The sequence below is a fragment of the Flavobacterium nitratireducens genome (assembly GCF_029625335.1).
Taxonomy (GTDB): domain Bacteria; phylum Bacteroidota; class Bacteroidia; order Flavobacteriales; family Flavobacteriaceae; genus Flavobacterium; species Flavobacterium nitratireducens.
On sequence record NZ_CP121111.1, the window covers coordinates 355925 to 374349 of the forward strand.

21 protein-coding genes are annotated in these 18425 nt (G+C 31.5%); 18 read left to right on the top strand and 3 right to left on the bottom strand.

Features of this window, described 5'->3' with window-relative positions; all coding sequences use genetic code 11:
- Positions 1-18: 18 nt before the first annotated feature.
- From folP to P5P90_RS01715, 3 genes are read left to right on the top strand one after another with little or no spacing between them, the layout of a single operon-like run.
- Positions 19-843: a dihydropteroate synthase gene (gene folP / locus P5P90_RS01705; protein ID WP_278035523.1), complete on the top strand. Its 825-nt coding sequence runs from the start codon at positions 19-21 to the stop codon at positions 841-843.
- A gap of 1 nt (position 844) precedes the next feature.
- Positions 845-1213 carry a hypothetical protein gene (locus P5P90_RS01710; RefSeq protein ID WP_278035524.1) on the top strand — a complete coding sequence of 123 codons (369 nt, stop codon included), beginning with the start codon at positions 845-847 and terminating at the stop codon, positions 1211-1213.
- Positions 1210-1479 (top strand): hypothetical protein, encoded by a 270-nt coding sequence (locus tag P5P90_RS01715; RefSeq protein WP_278035525.1) that lies wholly within the window; start codon positions 1210-1212, stop codon positions 1477-1479. The genes P5P90_RS01710 and P5P90_RS01715 overlap by 4 nt, the downstream gene beginning before the upstream one ends.
- A 126-nt stretch (positions 1480-1605) precedes the next feature.
- Here the strand turns inward: P5P90_RS01715 and rlmH are convergent, their stop codons facing one another.
- Both rlmH and P5P90_RS01725 read right to left on the bottom strand, forming a co-directional pair.
- A complete protein-coding gene (gene rlmH / locus P5P90_RS01720; RefSeq protein WP_278035526.1) occupies positions 1606-2079 on the bottom strand; it encodes a 23S rRNA (pseudouridine(1915)-N(3))-methyltransferase RlmH in 474 nt (157 codons plus the stop codon).
- A 53-nt stretch (positions 2080-2132) separates the two neighbouring features.
- Positions 2133-2588: a cupin domain-containing protein gene (locus P5P90_RS01725; protein ID WP_278035527.1), complete on the bottom strand. Its 456-nt coding sequence runs from the start codon at positions 2586-2588 to the stop codon at positions 2133-2135.
- Positions 2589-2746: 158 nt separating this feature from the next.
- Between P5P90_RS01725 and nadC the strand changes: the two genes are divergently transcribed.
- The 3 genes from nadC to priA are packed head-to-tail and all read left to right on the top strand — an operon-like array spanning position 2747 to position 7072.
- The gene (nadC, locus tag P5P90_RS01730; RefSeq protein WP_278035528.1) at positions 2747-3607 is read left to right on the top strand and encodes a carboxylating nicotinate-nucleotide diphosphorylase; all 861 of its coding nucleotides are present in this window, start codon (positions 2747-2749) and stop codon (positions 3605-3607) included.
- A 25-nt stretch (positions 3608-3632) separates the two neighbouring features.
- Positions 3633-4568 (top strand): YihY/virulence factor BrkB family protein, encoded by a 936-nt coding sequence (locus P5P90_RS01735; protein ID WP_278035529.1) that lies wholly within the window; start codon positions 3633-3635, stop codon positions 4566-4568.
- Between the two features lie 50 nt (positions 4569-4618).
- Positions 4619-7072, top strand: a complete 2454-nt coding sequence (gene priA / locus P5P90_RS01740) for a replication restart helicase PriA (RefSeq protein WP_278035530.1) — start codon at positions 4619-4621, stop codon at positions 7070-7072.
- A gap of 7 nt (positions 7073-7079) precedes the next feature.
- On the opposite strand, the gene P5P90_RS01745 is transcribed toward priA, so the two are convergent.
- The gene (locus P5P90_RS01745) at positions 7080-7775 is read right to left on the bottom strand and encodes a LytR/AlgR family response regulator transcription factor (RefSeq protein WP_278035531.1); all 696 of its coding nucleotides are present in this window, start codon (positions 7773-7775) and stop codon (positions 7080-7082) included.
- Positions 7776-7962: 187 nt separating this feature from the next.
- Here P5P90_RS01745 and rpsF point away from each other — a divergent pair, with 187 nt between their 5' ends.
- The 12 genes from rpsF to recN all read left to right on the top strand — a co-directional run bounded on the left by rpsF (position 7963) and on the right by recN (position 18418).
- Positions 7963-8304, top strand: a complete 342-nt coding sequence (gene rpsF / locus P5P90_RS01750; RefSeq protein ID WP_278035532.1) for a 30S ribosomal protein S6 — start codon at positions 7963-7965, stop codon at positions 8302-8304.
- 5 nt (positions 8305-8309) lie between these two features.
- Positions 8310-8606, top strand: a complete 297-nt coding sequence (gene rpsR, locus P5P90_RS01755; protein ID WP_026715037.1) for a 30S ribosomal protein S18 — start codon at positions 8310-8312, stop codon at positions 8604-8606.
- A 65-nt stretch (positions 8607-8671) separates the two neighbouring features.
- Positions 8672-9115: a 50S ribosomal protein L9 gene (rplI, locus tag P5P90_RS01760; RefSeq protein WP_278035533.1), complete on the top strand. Its 444-nt coding sequence runs from the start codon at positions 8672-8674 to the stop codon at positions 9113-9115.
- Between the two features lie 136 nt (positions 9116-9251).
- The gene (locus P5P90_RS01765; RefSeq protein ID WP_278035534.1) at positions 9252-9725 is read left to right on the top strand and encodes a DUF6495 family protein; all 474 of its coding nucleotides are present in this window, start codon (positions 9252-9254) and stop codon (positions 9723-9725) included.
- A 75-nt stretch (positions 9726-9800) separates the two neighbouring features.
- Positions 9801-11807: an NAD-dependent DNA ligase LigA gene (ligA, locus tag P5P90_RS01770; protein ID WP_278035535.1), complete on the top strand. Its 2007-nt coding sequence runs from the start codon at positions 9801-9803 to the stop codon at positions 11805-11807.
- Between the two features lie 163 nt (positions 11808-11970).
- Positions 11971-12474, top strand: a complete 504-nt coding sequence (locus tag P5P90_RS01775) for a DUF6913 domain-containing protein (RefSeq protein WP_278035536.1) — start codon at positions 11971-11973, stop codon at positions 12472-12474.
- 8 nt (positions 12475-12482) lie between these two features.
- Positions 12483-13364, top strand: a complete 882-nt coding sequence (dapA, locus tag P5P90_RS01780; protein ID WP_278035537.1) for a 4-hydroxy-tetrahydrodipicolinate synthase — start codon at positions 12483-12485, stop codon at positions 13362-13364.
- Between the two features lie 134 nt (positions 13365-13498).
- Positions 13499-14293: an outer membrane protein assembly factor BamD gene (locus P5P90_RS01785; RefSeq protein ID WP_278035538.1), complete on the top strand. Its 795-nt coding sequence runs from the start codon at positions 13499-13501 to the stop codon at positions 14291-14293.
- Positions 14294-14300: 7 nt separating this feature from the next.
- Positions 14301-14618 (top strand): DNA-directed RNA polymerase subunit omega, encoded by a 318-nt coding sequence (locus P5P90_RS01790; protein ID WP_278035539.1) that lies wholly within the window; start codon positions 14301-14303, stop codon positions 14616-14618.
- 6 nt (positions 14619-14624) lie between these two features.
- Positions 14625-15836, top strand: coding sequence for a bifunctional phosphopantothenoylcysteine decarboxylase/phosphopantothenate--cysteine ligase CoaBC (gene coaBC / locus P5P90_RS01795; RefSeq protein ID WP_278035540.1), 1212 nt, complete (start codon positions 14625-14627; stop codon positions 15834-15836).
- A complete protein-coding gene (gene porD / locus P5P90_RS01800) occupies positions 15829-16713 on the top strand; it encodes a type IX secretion system protein PorD (protein WP_278035541.1) in 885 nt (294 codons plus the stop codon). The genes coaBC and porD overlap by 8 nt, the downstream gene beginning before the upstream one ends.
- 52 nt (positions 16714-16765) lie before the next feature.
- Positions 16766-18418 (top strand): DNA repair protein RecN, encoded by a 1653-nt coding sequence (recN, locus tag P5P90_RS01805; RefSeq protein WP_278035542.1) that lies wholly within the window; start codon positions 16766-16768, stop codon positions 18416-18418.
- Positions 18419-18425: the final 7 nt, after the last annotated feature.

Below are 18425 nucleotides of genomic sequence, written 5' to 3' on the forward strand. Positions count from 1 at the left end.
AAATTAATTAATTAAAGTATGACCATAAATTGCAAAGGAAAGCTCGTTGATTTATCAAAACCAAAGGTTATGGGAATTTTGAACATTACTCCAAATTCTTTCTTTGATGGTGGAAAATATACAAGTGACGATGAAATTATAGCTAAAGTTGAAAAAATGCTAAACGAAGGAGCCACATTTATTGATGTAGGGGCTTATTCTAGTAAACCTAGTGCCGAATATGTTTCTGAGGAAGAAGAGTTAAATCGTATTTTACCAGTTGTTCAATTATTGGTCAATAAATTTCCAGATATTTTACTTTCAATTGATACTTTTAGAAGTAAAGTGGCGAGCGCTTGTATTGAAAACGGAGCAGCTATAATTAATGATATTTCGGCAGGAAATTTAGATGATAAAATGCTCGAAATAATTGCTCAATATCAAGTTCCGTATATTATGATGCACATGCGTGGGACACCACAAACGATGCAAAGCTTGACAAATTATGAAGATGTTATAAAAGAAATTCTTTTTTATTTCTCTGAAAAAATAAGTCAAGCCAGAAGCTTAGGAATTAATGATTTAATTGTTGATCCTGGTTTTGGTTTTGCAAAAACAATAGAACAGAATTATGAAGTAATGCAAAAAATGCAATTATTACATCATTTAGAATTGCCCATTTTAATTGGTATTTCTAGAAAATCGATGATTTATAGAACACTAGAAATATCTGCTGACGAAGCTTTGAATGGAACTACTTTTTTAAATACTTTTGCGCTGACAAAAGGAGCTCATATTTTACGAGTTCACGATGTAGCTGCAGCCGTTGAGTGTGTAAAATTGTTTGAAAAATTAAATGCTTAAAATGAAATATTTTAGTCTTATTGCTTTGTCTTTTTTGTTTTCTTGCGGAAATAAAGAAGATGTTTTACTTCCTAAATCGGATACTACTGTGGTTAATGATGTTCAAGATCATTCACCAATTTATTTGTTTTTTAGAGAACAAAATAACGATACACTAGTCGAAGTCAATAGAAACAATAGTATTATTACAACCAATTGGATTTTTAATATAGACAAACGATTACCATTAAAAATGGTTATTCCTGAGGTAATCAAGTTGCAGGAAAAAAACGAAAAGAAAAAGCGCATAAAAACGAAAAGGCTGAGAATTATTATGCTTATGCCGATTCTATCAAGAAAAATATGGCTTTTATTCCTTTTACAAAAGTGAATTATTATCTTAGAAAACCTAAAAAAAATGATTTTGTTATTGCTTTTAAAAAAGGGAGTGATAAGGTTTCTCTTAACGGAAGATTTGTAAAAAGATCAGATTTATTACAGGAGTTTTTTAGTATTCAGTTTATAATTAAACCTCGTTTTGTAGTTCAATTTGATAAAAACATGTCTTATGGAGAATACATTCAAAACAAGATTTTATTACGAAAATTTGATTTGTATAATGTGAATCCCATTTCTCCTAACGAGTTTGTTAATTAAAGTTATGTGTTAAGTGTTATGAGTTTTAGGTTAGGATTGTGTATTAATTCTGCCTTCTAACTTCTAGCTTCTAACTCCTAATTTCTAATTTCTAACTTCTGCCTTCTAACTTCTAACTTCTAACTTCTATTGATGGTGATAAGGTTCGTTTCTTAAAATCGTAAAACCTCGATATAGTTGTTCGATGAAAAATAAACGTACCATTTGGTGAGAAAAAGTCATTTTAGAAAGTGAAATTTTCCCTTGTGCTTTAGCATAAACAGTATCCGAAAAACCATAAGGCCCTCCAATTACAAAAACTAAGGTTTTAATTCCTGAATTCATTTTCTTTTGTAATTCTTCCGAAAACCCTAAGCTTGAGAAGTTTTTTCCGTTTTCATCCAATAAAATTAATTGATCTGATGAACCAATTTTGGACAAAATTAATTCGCCTTCTTTTTCTTTTTGTTGGCTTTCGGATAAGTTTTTTACATTTTTAATATCAGGAATAATTTCCAAATCAAATTTGATATAAAAAGACAAACGTTTGGTGTAGTCGTCAATTAAACTTTGTAATGCTTTGTTATCTGTTTTGCCAATGGCGAGAAGTTTGATGTTCATTTGAATGATGATTTTCGAAGCTGCAAAGATATAAAACCAGTGCTTTTTATTTTTTATTTTGGGTTGTTTGTAGTGATAACAAATACAATTAAAATAGAATCTGTAGTATTTGTTAAGGAGTGAAAACCTTCGCCACTCATCGCAGTAATACTTCCTTTTTTTAGATTTTTTTTACGAATGATACCGTCTTTTTTAGTCATTTCAAGATATTCGCCTTCGCCATGCATAACAATATATAATTCTTCCTCATTTCGAGTTCCATGAGTGTGAAAACCCGCTTGGTCGCCTTTATTTAAAAAGACCATATAAGCCCCAATACGGTTGTTGGTTAATTCCCCTTCGTTAAACATTTGCAACAAATAAACAATTCCATTTCCTCCGTACATTGGATCGCGTTTGTCTACTCTCACAACGGTTCTTTCTGGCTTATTGAAAGGGGTAACACTAAGATCGATATATTGAGACACTAATTTGATTATTTCGTTGTTTTCAGCGGTGATATCAGTCATTTTGCAATGGTTTTCTTTGTGATGCTTATATTTTTTTCAAATGTAAAACATAAATTGCTTTTCAAAATTACTTTGGAATAATTTTGGTTGGAATAGAAACAAATTTTCAATTCCACAAAATATGTTCTACTTTAGCAAGATATAAATTTATAGTAGAAATGATTAGCGAAGCACAATTTCAAAACGAGTTAGAACTATTAATAGCAAATGCCATTCGTGAGGATGTAGGAGATGGAGATCATAGTTCATTAGCCTGTATTCCTTCATCAGCGCAAGGTAAAGCCAAACTTTTAGTGAAAGACAAAGGAATTATTGCTGGAGTAGAATTTGCTAAAATGATTTTTAATTATGTTGACGCTAATTTGAAAGTGGAAACTTTTATCGAAGATGGAACTCCAGTGCAATATGGAGATGTGGTTTTTCATGTTTCTGGAAGTTCACAATCTATTTTAAAGGCAGAGCGAATGGTTTTGAATTCAATGCAAAGAATGTCGGCAATTGCAACTAAAACGAATAGTTATGTACAATTGTTAGAAGGTACTAATACTAAAATTTTAGATACAAGAAAAACAACCCCTGGTTTTCGTGTAGCCGAAAAATGGGCAGTGAAAATTGGAGGAGGGGAGAACCATCGTTTTGCTTTGTATGATATGGTGATGCTAAAAGACAATCATATTGATTTTGCTGGAGGAATTGCTTTGGCTATTGCAAAAACCAAGGCATATTTGAAAGAGACTAACCGTGATTTAAAAATTATTGTTGAGGCAAGAGACCTTGATGAAGTAAAGGAAATTGTTGCAGCAGGTGGTGTTTACCGTATTCTTTTAGATAATTTTGATTACGAAATGACTAAAGAGGCTGTTGCTTATATTGGAAATGCTTCAATGACAGAGTCATCCGGAAATATCAATGAAGAAACGATTCGTTTGTATGCCGAATGTGGTGTTAATTATATTTCTTCTGGAGCATTGACCCATTCTATTTATAATATGGATTTGAGTTTAAAGGCAATCGAATAATTGCCAAAGAAAATACAATTAATTAATGTCAGTAGAAATAGAAGAAAGGCTAAGAAAAATTCCAGTAGTTCGCAATTTTGTCAATTGGTCAAAAAAAGTGAAGTTGAAAAGACTAAGCGGGATGCCTTTGTATGATTTATTAGAATTGTACATCATTGGACTTACCGAAGGTGCTTTGTCTAATCGTGCGGGAGCGATTGCATTTAGTTTTTTTATGGCATTGTTTCCTTTTGCATTATTTATTTTAAACTTAATACCTTATATTCCTATTGAGGGTTTTCAAGATGATTTTTTAGAATTTGTTGCCGATGGGGTTCCTCCCAATATTTTTTATGCTATTAAAAATATCATTAACGATATCTTGCATAATAGTCACTCTGGATTAGTTTCTTCAGGTTTTTTATTATCCATTTTGTTGATGGCTAATGGATTGAATGCTATTTTAGGAGGTTTTGAAAATTCTAAGCACGTATTAGTTAAACGAGGATTTTTACATCAATATTTAGTAGCCTTAGGGATGTCATTGTTTATGGCTTTTTTGTTAATACTTACTGTGGCAATAATTGTGGTTTTTGAGGTTGCAATTCAACATCTCAATGAAAAAGATTTTTTAAGCGAAAAAATTCCGATGATTGTAATGGGACGTTATGCTTTTTTGATTTTGATGATTTTAATTACGACTTCTGTGCTGTTTAAATTTGGAACTAAAAATCAAGAGAATCGTTCTTTTATATCCATAGGTTCTGTGTTTACTACTATTTTAACGATTATTAGTTCTTATTTCTTCGGGGTTTGGGTAATTAAGTTTTCAAAATACAATGAATTGTATGGTTCTATAGGAACATTACTAATTGTTATGTTTTACATTTGGATTAACTGTATGATATTATTGCTTGGTTTTGAGTTGAATGAGGTAATGAATAAATTAAAAAAGAGGAAAGAGCATTCTCTGGTACATTAATAGGGTTTGTGGAGAGTAGGTTTTTAATAGTAAAGAATAAGTAATAATAGATGTATTTTGTTGAAGTAATTTTGCCATTAGCACTCGCTAAGACCTTTACCTATAGTGTTTCTGAAGCAGAATACCATTATATACAAAAAGGAATGCGTATAGCGGTTCCATTTGGGAAAAGTAAAATATACACTGCTTTAGCAATCGATTTACATCAAAACCAACCCCTTTTATACGAAGCAAAAGAAATTCATCAAATCTTAGATGAAAAACCTATTGTTGCTGAAAATCAAATTAAACATTGGCAATGGATTGCTTCTTATTATATGTGTGCCATCGGCGATGTGTATCGTGGTGCAATTCCTAGTGCATTGTTATTGGAAAACGAAACTTTGATTACTCAAAAAGTAGGAGGTTTTGTGGATGAAAGTTTGTTAACTGACGATGAGTTTTTGGTCTTTCAGGCGTTGCAACAACAATCTTCTTTGCGAGTACAAGATGTGATGGGAATTTTGAATAAAAAAAATATTTTTCCCATTATTCAAAAAATGATTGATAAGAATATTGTGGTTTTGCAAGATGAAATTCAAGAATCGTATAAGCCTAAATTAGTTCGATATATTCGATTACATTCCCAGTACGAATCTAATGAAGGATTATCTCAATTATTAGAAGTTTTAAAAAATGCTGCAAAACAAAGAGAAATTGTACTTTCTTATTTTCAACTTAGTGCTAGAAATCATAATAAGCCCATTGTTGTAAAAGAATTAACCGAAGCATCAGGTAGTACAGCGGCGGTAGTAAAGGCTTTAATTGAAAAGCAAATTTTAGAGGATTATTTCATTCAAGAAGATCGAGTAAATTTTACAGGTGAATCTAACGATGCATTATTAAAATTAAGTGATGCGCAACTTCAAGCTTTTAATGGAATTAAAAACAGTTTCTTAGATAAAGAAGTTTGTTTGTTACACGGAGTGACTTCAAGTGGAAAAACAGAAATTTACATTAAGCTGATAGAAGATTATTTAGCAACTGGACAACAAATATTGTATTTGTTACCAGAAATTGCTCTTACCACTCAATTGGTTTCTCGTTTGCAGGCGCATTTTGGAAACAAAGTGGCGGTTTTTCACTCCAAATACAATAATAATGAACGAGTAGAAGTTTGGAATCAGGTTTTAAGTAATTCAGAAAAAGCACAAATTGTAATAGGAGCTCGTTCGGCATTATTCTTACCTTTTTCTAATCTAGGTTTTATTATTGTTGATGAAGAACACGAGCAAACTTTTAAGCAAATGGATCCTGCGCCTAGATATCACGCCCGTGACGCTGCAATTGTGTTGGCTAGTTTTTTTCAAGCAAAAGTTTTGTTAGGTTCGGCTACGCCAAGTATAGAGTCCTATTATAATACTACAATAGGGAAATATGCTTTAGTGGAACTTAAAGCGCGTTATGGAAATGTAATGTTGCCAGAAATCGAATTAGTTGATTTAAAGGATAAGTATTTTCGAAAGCGAATGACGGGGCATTTTAGTGATGTTTTAATCGATGCGATAGCGACAGCTGTATCTTCGGGAGAACAGGTGATATTGTTCCAAAATAGGAGAGGGTATTCGCCTTTGTTAGAATGTATGACTTGTGGTCATGTTCCTCAATGTCAACAATGCGATGTGAGTTTAACCTATCACAAGCATAAAAACGAATTGCGTTGTCATTATTGTGGCTATTCGATTGCTAAACCTACCCGTTGTCATAGCTGTTCAGGAATTGATTTAACGACTAAAGGATTTGGTACTGAGCAAATTCAACAAGAATTGATTCAATTATTTCCAGAACGGAAAATAGGTAGGATGGATCAAGATACTACTCGAGGAAAATTTGGGTTTGAAAAAATTATCGATAGTTTCAAAAACAGAGAAATTGATATTATGGTTGGTACCCAAATGTTAGCAAAAGGATTGGATTTTGATAATGTGAGTTTGGTAGGAATCATGAATGCAGATAATATGCTTTATCATCCTGATTTTAGAGCTTTTGAAAGAAGCTTTCAAACCATGGTACAGGTAGCTGGGCGTGCAGGTCGTTCAGAAAAACAAGGAAAAGTAATTATTCAAACCTATAATCCGCTACATAATACGATTCAACAAGTCACTAATAATGATTACTTAGGAATGTATAAAGAACAATTGTATGATCGTTTAATTTATAAATATCCGCCATATTTTAGAGTTATTAAATTAAGTTTAAAACATCGCGACTTTAATAAATTAAAAGAAGCTTCTATGTGGTTGTATCAAGTTCTATTTCAAAATTTAGGGATTCCAGTTCTTGGGCCAGAGGAGCCACCTATTAATAGAATCAGGAATGAATATATCAGAACTATAATGGTAAAAATTCCTCAAGAGGTCTCTGTATTGGGTACAAAAAAAACTATCCAAAAAATATTGAATAGTTTTGAGAGTGTAGCTGCTTTTAGAGCTGTAAAAGTTACTTTAAATGTAGACTTTTATTAATATTTTTTTAAGCGTAAGAAAGAGCTTTGATTAAATCTTCTTTCTTGTTTCTACTTAAAGGAATTTTAGTGGTTCCAATTTCAGCAAATTTACTATTGAAACGTTCAACTTTGTCAATGTTTATAATGTAGGATTTATGAACACGTACAAATTTTTTCCTTGGCAAGTCATTTTCAAAAGATTTCATGGTAGAAAGCACTAAGTGGCTATCGTCTTCAGTAACTACTCTGACATAATCTCCAAAAGCTTCTATCCATTTAATTCTAGCAGTGAATATTTTTAACTTTTTTAAATTACTTTTTATAAAGATGTGTTCTCCTTCTTCTTCTTTAATATCTTGTTTAAGAAGATATAGGTCTAAAGCTCTTTTTACAGAAGCATTAAAACGATCTACAGCGATAGGTTTTTGTAGATAATCAGTTGCGTCATAATCAAAAGCTTTTAAGGCATATTCAGCCTTTGAAGTAATAAAAATAATTTGTGGTTTGGTTTTTAGACCATCTAAAAAGTCAAAACCACTAATAACAGGCATTTCTATATCAAGGTATATAAGGTCTACATTGTTTACAGACATGCAGCTCTTAGCTTCAATTGCATTAGAAAAATCCCCCACTAAGTGTAGGTTTGGGTGATTATTTACTAATTTTGCGATGATCATCCTTTGTATCGAACTGTCATCAACTACGACACAATTTAGTTTCATAATTATTTGAATTATAGATTTGGTAGTGTAAAATTAAATACATTTTTTTAAAAAACTAATGTTTGTCGATTTTTTTTGCATTACATCGAATAAAAGTATATTACATCGATATTTTTTAAAATTAAATTTGGTGGTTGAATAAAAAGAACTATTTTTGCAGCCAATTTAACAAAATAAATTATTTCTTATGAATCATTATGAAACTGTTTTCATTTTAAATCCCGTTTTATCTGATGTTCAGGTAAAGGAAACAGTAAGCAAATTTGAAGATTTTCTTACTAGTAGAGGAGCAGAAATGGTAGCTAAAGAGGATTGGGGTCTTAAAAAAATGGCTTACGAAATCCAAAACAAAAAATCTGGTTTTTACCATTTATTCGAATTCAAAGTAGCTCCTGAAGTATTAGTAGCTTTTGAAACTGAATTTAGACGTGACGAAAGAGTTATGCGTTTCTTAACTGTAAGTCTTGACAAACATGCTATCTCTTGGGCTGAAAGAAGAAGAGCAAAACTTAAATCTCAAAAAGCTTAATTATCATGGCAACATTACAACAATCTGCTTCAGGAAAAAAAGACGGAGATATCAGATATCTTACTCCTTTAAATATCGAAACTAACAAAACTAAAAAGTATTGTCGTTTCAAAAAATCAGGTATCAAATATGTAGATTATAAAGATGCTGATTTCTTATTGAAATTTGTAAACGAGCAAGGTAAAATTTTACCACGTCGTTTAACTGGTACTTCTTTGAAATACCAAAGAAAAGTGTCTGTAGCTGTAAAAAGAGCTCGTCACTTAGCTTTAATGCCATATGTGGCTGACTTATTAAAATAATAATAATTAATTAAGTTGTTGCCTCGCCGTTGGCGGGCTAACTTCTAAAATACAAGGACAACAACATGGAACTTATTTTAAAGAAAGACGTTCAAAACTTAGGTTTTAAAGATGATATCGTAACAGTAAAAAACGGATACGGTCGTAACTACTTAATCCCACAAGGATTTGCTCAGTTAGCTACTGCTTCTGCTAAAAAAGTATTAGCTGAAAACCTAAAACAAAGAGCGCACAAAGAAGCTAAAATTATTGCTGATGCTAAAGCTACTGCTGAAGCTTTGAAAGCTCTTGAAATTAAAATCGCTGCTAAAGCAGGAGGTGAAAAATTATTTGGTTCAATCACAAATGTTGACATCGTTGAAGCTTTAGAAAAAGCAGGTCAAACTATCGAAAGAAAATTCATCACTAGTGGAATTGTAAAACGTACTGGAAAATATTCAGCTACAGTAAGATTACACAGAGATGTTATTGTTGACTTACCTTACGAAATTGTTGCTGAAAAAGCTTAATTTCTTATCACTTATACTAAAATCCCGATGCAAATCGGGATTTTTTTTTAATCTGAATTTAATTTCAGATTCTTTTTTTAAGTATTATAATGGTTTCGAGATCTAAAATATAGATACTGAAATAAATTTAGCATTAATGAAATATTCAAGATTAACTAAAGAACAGTTTGAAGAATTACATCCAGAGTTTACTAATTTTTTAGCGACTCAATCTATTGATAAAGCGGAGTGGGATAAAATTAAAGTTGAAAAACCAGAAGTGGCAGAGCAAGAATTAGATGTTTTTTCTGATTTGATTTGGGAAGGAGTTTTATCAAAAGCGGAATATTTAGAGCATTTTTCTAAAAATCATATTTTCTTGTTTCAAGCATTTGATAGCTACGTGCAGTCAATTGTTTTAAAGTCCTTAGTTCCAGAAGTAGACTTTTTGACGAAAGAAGGTTTGCAATGGCTTAGTGATAATATGTTTACCGAAACTATTGAAATGAAAGTAGGTAAAAAGGTGTTTACGGAAGAGCGAAATACATCAATTTTTTCATTAATTCAACAAGGCGCTTTTTTGAGCGACGGACAATTATTTAAACAAATAAATTCTATTATTGAATCTTAAAATAAGATGTTTTTTATATTAAATTGGTTATTTTAGTGCGCTGTTTGCAGTAACTAAAATGACCAATTTTTTTATATGGATGTACTAAATACGATTCAAAAATTAAGAGAAGAACTGGATCTTCATAACTATAATTATTATGTGTTGGATAATCCAACGATATCCGATTATGAGTTTGATATCAAATTAAAAGAGCTTCAAGATCTTGAAAATTCACATCCGGAGTATTTTGATGCTAATTCGCCAACGCAAAGGGTGGGTGGTACAATTACTAAAAATTTCCAAACTGTTACGCATACGTATCGAATGTATTCTTTGGATAATTCCTATTCTAAAGAAGATTTATTGGATTGGGAAACCCGTATTCAAAAAGTTTTAGGTGATGTCGATTTACAATATACTTGTGAATTAAAATATGATGGGGCATCGATTAGTATTACTTATGAAAACGGAAAATTGCTTCGTGCTGTCACTCGTGGAGATGGCTTTCAGGGGGATGATGTGACAAATAATATTAAAACTATAAAATCCATTCCATTACAATTAAAAGGTAGTGATTACCCTGAAAGGTTTGATATTCGAGGCGAAATTATTTTGCCTTTTGCCGGTTTTGAAAAAATGAATCAAGAATTGATTGAAATTGGTGAAACCCCTTATTCGAATCCTAGAAATACAGCTTCTGGTAGTTTGAAATTACAAGACAGTACTGAAGTAGCTAAACGTCCTTTAGAGTGTTTATTGTATTTTGTTACTGGTGAAAAACTACCTTTTTCATCACAGTTTGAAGGTTTAGAATTAGCCAGAAGATGGGGTTTCAAAGTACCTAAGGAAGCCAAAATAGCTAATAGTTTACATGAGGTTTTTGATTTTATCGATTATTGGGATATACATCGCCATGATTTGCCATATGAGACTGATGGAGTTGTTATCAAAGTAAATAAAATTCAATATCAGGAAGAATTAGGGTATACGGCTAAATCCCCTCGTTGGGCTATTGCGTATAAATTTAAATCGGAACAGGTTGCCACCAGATTAGATTCTATTTCATATCAGGTAGGAAGAACAGGAGCTATTACTCCTGTGGCAAATTTGGAACCAGTACAATTAGCAGGAACCATTGTAAAACGAGCTTCTTTGCATAATGCCGATCAGATTGAAAAATTGGATATCCGAATTGGAGATACTGTTTTTGTAGAAAAAGGAGGAGAGATTATCCCAAAAATCATAGCAGTTGATTTGGCGAAACGTCCTGAAAATTCAGCGCCAACACTTTATATCACGCATTGTCCAGAGTGTCAAACCGAATTGGTTCGAAATGATGGTGAAGCGAATCATTATTGTCCTAATTTTTACGGATGTCCACCACAAATTATAGGGAGAATTCAGCATTTCATTTCCCGTAAAGCGATGGATATTGAAGGTTTGGGTGGTGAAACGGTGGCTTTGTTGTACAATAATAATCTGGTTCACAATTATGCCGATTTATACGAATTGAAAGTTGAGGATATTTTGCCTTTGGAACGTATGGCGCAAAAATCTGCAGAGAATTTAGTAAATGGTGTGAAAAAATCGACAGCAATTCCTTTTGAAAGTGTTTTGTATGCTTTGGGAATTCGTTATGTAGGAGAAACAGTAGCTAAAAAATTAGCTAAGCATTACAAAAACATTGATGCTTTAACTAAGGCAACTTTGATGGATTTAGTTTTAGTGGACGAAATTGGAGAACGAATTGCGCAAAGCGTAGTTGATTTTTTCGAAAATGAAGAGAATAAAGTGATTATAAGTCGCTTAAAAAATTATGGTGTTCAATTTGAAATTGTAGAAAAAGTAAATCTGAATGCTACTACTATTCTCGAAGGAAAAACCTTTGTGGTTTCTGGTGTGTTTACACAATTTTCTAGAGATGAACTTAAAAATGCTATAGAGGATAATGGAGGAAAAGTAGGTAGTTCGATTTCATCTAAAACAGATTATGTTGTTGCGGGGGATAATATGGGGCCAGCTAAATTAGAAAAAGCAAATAAATTAAATATTCCAATCCTGTCTGAAATTGATTTTATAAATATGATTACCACTTCTTAATTGTATTCCAAGGAGTGTTATTTGCATTTTTTGATGAAAAATGTGTTAAGAATATAACAAATAGTTTTAAATCATCATTATACTTTTTTAGATTTGCCACCTTTAGTCTGACTTAATTAATTAATTTTGTTTGCTTATAAAATAAGTTATGGTTATAAATTACTTGAAAGAATTTTTAGTTAAGAAAAAAATTAAAAGTAGTTTACTTACTGCGAATTTAGATTCTGATTTGGGTTTCATAAAAACAGTAGGATTAATTGTTGATGAGAGTTATTTTAAAGAAACACAATCTTTAATTGATGAAATCATCGCTAATGATATAGCTAAAGAAGATATAGAATTACTCCTTTTTAAAAGTAAAAGCACAGCAGATTTTGCTGTTAGAGTAGTTAGATTAGAATCGGGTTTTTTAGATAGAAAAGCAAAAATCACTAGTAAAGAGGTGAATGAATTTCTAGAAAAGAATTTTGATTTATTAGTTAATTATTATGATGTTGAAAAAGCAATTTTACTTGTTGTTTCAACTCAATCGAAGGCTAAATTTAAAGTTGGTTTTTCGAGTATAGACAAGCGCTTGAATAATTTTATGATTACTACTAATCTGGGAAATTATAAAGTTTTTGTTCAAGAATTATTTAGATATTTAAAAATTTTAAACAAAATATAATCTATAACATGCAATCATTAATAGGAACAGGTGTTGCTCTTGTGACTCCTTTCAAAGAAGATTTTTCAATTGACACTGAAGCTTTAATAAGAATCGTGAATTTATCTGTGGATGGTGGAGTTGAATATCTAGTAATTTTAGGAACAACTGCTGAAAATGCGACTTTAAATAATGAAGAGAAAGAGTTGGTAATTAAAACAGTTATTGAGGCTAATAACGGTCGTTTACCATTAGTTCTAGGTGTGGGTGGAAATAATACGATGAAAGTTGTTGAGGAGTTAAAAACAAGAGATATGTCTCCTTTTGAAGCTATTTTATCTGTATCTCCGTATTACAATAAACCTACTCAGGAAGGAATTTATCAGCATTTTAAAGCCATCGCCGAAGCTTCTCCAATTCCTGTTGTGATTTATAATGTACCAGGTAGAACATCGAGTAATATGTTGCCAAAAACAGTTTTGCGTTTAGCAAATGATTTTGATAATATCGTAGGGATTAAAGAGGCTGTTGGGGATATAGTTCAAGCGATGCAATTAATAAAAGACAAACCAGCAGGTTTTCATGTAATTTCTGGAGATGATATGACCGCTTTGGCTACTGTTTTGGCTGGTGGTTCAGGAGTAATATCTGTTATAGGGCAAGGGTATCCAAAAGAGTTTTCTGAGATGATTCGATTAGGTTTAAACCGTAAAGTTGATGAAGCCTACAAACTACAATATTTATTATCAGATTGTATTGATATGATTTTTGAACAAGGAAATCCAGCTGGTATTAAACAGGTATTTAAAGAATTAGGTATTTCAGAAAATACGGTTCGTTTACCACTTGTATCGGTAGATGAAGATTTGCAACAAAGAATTGCTAATTTTGTAAATACCATCAATAAATAGGAGTATTTGCGAGTATTTTTTTAAATAAAGAAATATTTTGTAGTCGCTAAATTAATAACTAAATTTGCCACCGAATCTTCGGTATGATTTTTTATAGGCTAAGGTTGCCTTTTATAAGTAAAACACACAAAATAATGAAAAAAATTGTATCCTTTTTGCTTCTTGTTGTTCTTTTCGGTTCATGTAATGAATATCAAAAAGCTTTAAAAAGTGAAGATGTTTCGGTTAAATATAAAATGGCTGATACTTTATATGGTCAGGCTAAATATACAAAAGCATTACGTTTATTTGAACAAATAGCAACGGAGTATAGAGGAAAACCTCAAGCAGAAAAGATGTTTTATATGTTTGCACAATCCTACTATAAAACAAAGCAATTTTATTTGGCAGCTTATCAGTTTGAAAGTTTTGCTTCTAGTTATCCTAAAAGTGAAAAAATACAAGAAGCTTCTTTTTTAGCTGCAAAAAGTTATGCTATTTTATCGCCAGTATATAGTTTAGATCAGGCTGATACTTTTAAAGCTATTGAGAAAATGCAAGGTTTTATTGATCGTTTTCCTAATTCAGAGTATTTAGCTGAAGCTAATATATTGACAAAAGAATTATCGGAAAAAATCGAGAAAAAAGTGTATGAAAATGCAAAAGGTTATAATACCATTTCTGATTTTAAATCGGCTATTGTTGCTTTCGATAATTTTTTAATTGATTATCCTGGTACAAAATACAAAGAAGATGCTTTGTATTATAAATTTGAATCTGCTTATCAATTAGGTATTAATAGTATACCTGATAAAATGAAAGACCGATTAAATGTTGCAAAAGTTTCGTATCAAAATTTAATTAAATTTAAAGGAGATACTAAATATAAAGAAAAGGCAGACGAAATGTATGCTCGAGTTGAACAAGAATTACAAAAATATACTAAATAAAAAAGTCATGGATTTAAAAAAGACGAATGCTCCAGTAAACACAATAACGTATAACAAAACGCTTATTGAGCAACCTACTGGAAATGTGTATGAAGCAATTACCATTATGGCTAAAAGAGCAAACCAAATCAATTCTGAAATCAAAAAAGAATTGACTGAAAAATTAGAAGAGTTTGCTACCTATAATGACAGTCTTGAAGAAGTTTTTGAAAACAAAGAGCAAATCGAGGTTTCAAAATTCTATGAAAAATTACCAAAACCACATGCTTTAGCAGTTCAAGAATGGTTAGATGGTAAAATTTATTACAGAGAATCAAATAAATAAGATAAGATGTCAGTTTTAAGCGGTAAAAAAATTTTGCTAGGTGTTTCTGGCGGAATTGCCGCCTATAAAACAGCGTCTTTAGTTCGACTTTTTATAAAAGCAGGTGCACATGTCCAAGTGATAATGACACCTGCTTCTAAGGATTTTGTAACCCCACTTACATTATCTACCTTATCTAAAAATCCAGTTTATTCTACATTTTACAATCAAGACGAAGAAGATGAAAAATGGAATAATCATGTAGAATTTGGACTTTGGGCAGATGTAATGATTGTTGCTCCTGCAACTGCAAATACCTTGTCTAAAATGGCAAATGGTACTTGTGACAATCTACTTATAGCTACTTATCTTTCAGCTAAATGTCCTGTTTATTTTGCGCCAGCAATGGATTTAGATATGTACAAACATCCTTCTACAATTGCTAGTTTTAAAGCCTTAAAACAATTTGGTAATATCATGATTCCTGCCGAAAGTGGAGAATTAGCCAGTGGTTTGTCAGGTGAAGGAAGAATGGCTGAACCTGAAAATATAATAGCATTCCTAGAAGCTGATTTAGAAAGCAAATTACCTTTAAAAGGAAAGAAAATTCTAATTACAGCAGGGCCTACATATGAGGCTATCGATCCCGTTCGTTTTATTGGAAATCATTCTTCTGGAAAAATGGGCTTTGATATTGCTAAAAGTGCCGCAAATTTAGGTGCATCGGTAATTTTAATTTCAGGACCTACGCATTGTGAGGCTACTCATTCTTTGATTAAACTTGTTAAGGTAGTTTCTGCTCAACAAATGTATGATGCCTGTCATCAATATTATGCTGATGTTGATGTGGCAATAGCTGCAGCCGCCGTTGCAGATTATAGACCTAAAAATGTCGCGGATCAAAAAATTAAAAAAGCAGCCGAAAATTTCGTAATCGAATTAGAGAAAACTAAAGATATATTATCCTCACTTGGAGAAAATAAAAAACACCAGTTTTTAATTGGTTTTGCATTAGAAACTGAAAATGAAATTGAGAATGCAAAGGCTAAAATTCAGAAAAAAAACTTAGATTTGATTGTTTTAAATTCTTTGCAGGATGAAGGAGCTGGTTTTCAAAAAATGACCAACAAAGTTACTTTTATTGATAAAGATTTTACTATTGAACCGATGGAGTTAAAATCCAAAGAAGCAGTTGCTGATGACATTATAAATAAAGTAATAGCGCATTTTTATGAATAAGATAGTGGTCTTTTTTTTGTTTTTAAGTATTAGTTTTGTTCATGGGCAACAATTGAACTGCACCGTAACGGTTAATGCGCAAAAAATGGGTAATCCCAATCAACAAATCTATAAAACGCTGGAAACTTCCCTCAATGAATTCGTCAATAAGACAGATTGGACGGGACAGAATTTCAAACAACAGGAAAAAATTAATTGTTCGATGTATATCACTTTGATGTCGCATAGTTCAGATCAATTTGTTGCTACTATCCAAGTTCAATCTTCCCGACCTGTATTTAATTCTTCATACGAAACTCCTGTTTTAAATATTAACGATAAAGATTTTGGTTTTACGTATACTGAATTTGAAAATTTAGTATTTAATGCAAATACTTTTCAAACGAATTTAATTTCTGTAATTTCTTTTTATACCTACATTATTTTAGGTTCTGATCGCGATACTTTTGAAATGAAAGCTGGTGATGAGAATTTTCAAATTGCACAAACTATCGCAACTGTTGCGCAGCAAAGTGGATATAAAGGCTGGAGTCAATTAGACGGAAACCAAAATCGCTATTTTTTAATCAACGATTTATTGTCGCCTACCTATACTGAAATTCGAAAAACGGTTTTCGATTATCACCAAGGATTGGATCAAATGACTGATAATGTGAAGACAGCTAAAGAAAGAGTAAAAACAGCCATTTTAGGTTTGAATAAATTGTATAATTCAAAACCTAATGCTTATTTAACCCGTGTTTTTTTTGATGCCAAATCAGACGAAATTACTTCAGTTTTTACAGGCGGACCAAGTATTCCCATCACAGATTTAGTTGATAATTTGAATAAAATTTCGCCTATTAATTCTGGTAAATGGGCCGCACTTAAATATTAATTATTTTTTGAAATTTAAAATTTCTTCATAAAACTCATAATAAATACAAGTAATGATTACTGCGCTATCAATAAAAAATTATGCTTTAATTGAGAGATTGACGATTGATTTTTCTAAAGGATTTTCAATTATTACTGGTGAAACAGGAGCAGGAAAATCGATTATATTAGGTGCTTTAGGATTAGTTTTAGGAAAAAGAGCCGATTTAACTTCGTTAAAAAACAAAGAAGAAAAATGCATTATTGAAGCGCAATTTGATATTTCAAAATACAATTTAAAAGCTTTTTTCGAAGCAAATGAATTGGATTATGAAGAAGAAACGATAATAAGAAGAGAAATTCTACCTTCAGGAAAATCACGTGCATTTGTGAATGATAGTCCGGTAAACTTACAAGAATTGCAGGATTTAGGTTTGTTTTTAATTGATATACATTCGCAACAACAAACCAGAGAATTGACGGATGAAAATGTACAGTTTGATATTATCGATGCAATTGCAGTGAATCAAGAAATTATATCAGAATATCAGTCACTTCTTAAAAGTTATAAATCGGATAAATCAAAATTAAATTCGCTTATAAAAAAACAAAGTGAATCTAATAAAGAAAAAGAGTATCATACTTTTTTATTGAACGAATTGCAAACGGCTCAATTAAAAGCTGGGGAACAGGAAGAATTAGAAAGTGTTTTTGAAAAACTTAATAATGTTGAAAGTATTCGTGAGGCTATTGATAAATCTTTAGCTATTTCCAACGAAGAGCAATTTGGTGTTTCCGGAAATTTGAAAGAGATTAAAAACGCACTTTCTAAAATTGCTTCTTTTGCACCCGAATATCAGGAATTGTTAGAGCGTATAACAAGCTTAGCTATTGAATTTGATGATATTTCTAGTGAAATGAATCGTTGTTCGGAAAAAATTGTTTTGGATCCAGAACAATTGGAACAAACCAATCAAAAATTACAACTAATTTACAATTTACAAAAGAAGCATCAAGTAGCTACGGTTGACGAATTATTAGAAATTCAATTACAATTAGAAAATGAAGTCGTTGAATTAGGAAATATTGAAGAGGAAATTGCTCATTTGAATGCTGAAATTATTCAAAAAACTACTCAATTAGATATCTTAGCCAATACGATTCACAATAATAGGGTAGAAGCGATTCCGCTTTTATCTGAAAAGATGATAGGAATTTTGGCTACTTTAGGAATGCCAAATGTTCGTTTTAATATAGAAGTTACGCAAGGCGAAAGTTATTTTGCAAACGGAAATGATGAATTGCAATTTTTATTTTCAGCTAATAAAGGAACTGATTTTGGTTTGTTGAAAAAAGTAGCTTCAGGAGGGGAGATGTCACGTATCATGCTGGCTGTTAAAGCTATTTTGGCACAATACTCCAAATTACCAACATTAATTTTCGACGAAATTGATACAGGAGTTTCGGGAGAAATTGCCATCAAAATGGGAGAGATTATGAAACAAATGAGTCATACAATGCAAATTTTTGCTATTACTCATTTACCGCAAATTGCGGCAAAAGGAGATGCTCATTTTAAAGTTTCAAAATCTACGATAGGTGATGATACTCAATCGGAGTTGAAATTATTGACAGATGATGAAAGAGTGGTGGAAATTGCTCAAATGTTATCGGGTGCAATAATTTCTGATTCGGCTCTAAATCATGCTAAAGCCTTGTTGAACTAAAAAATTG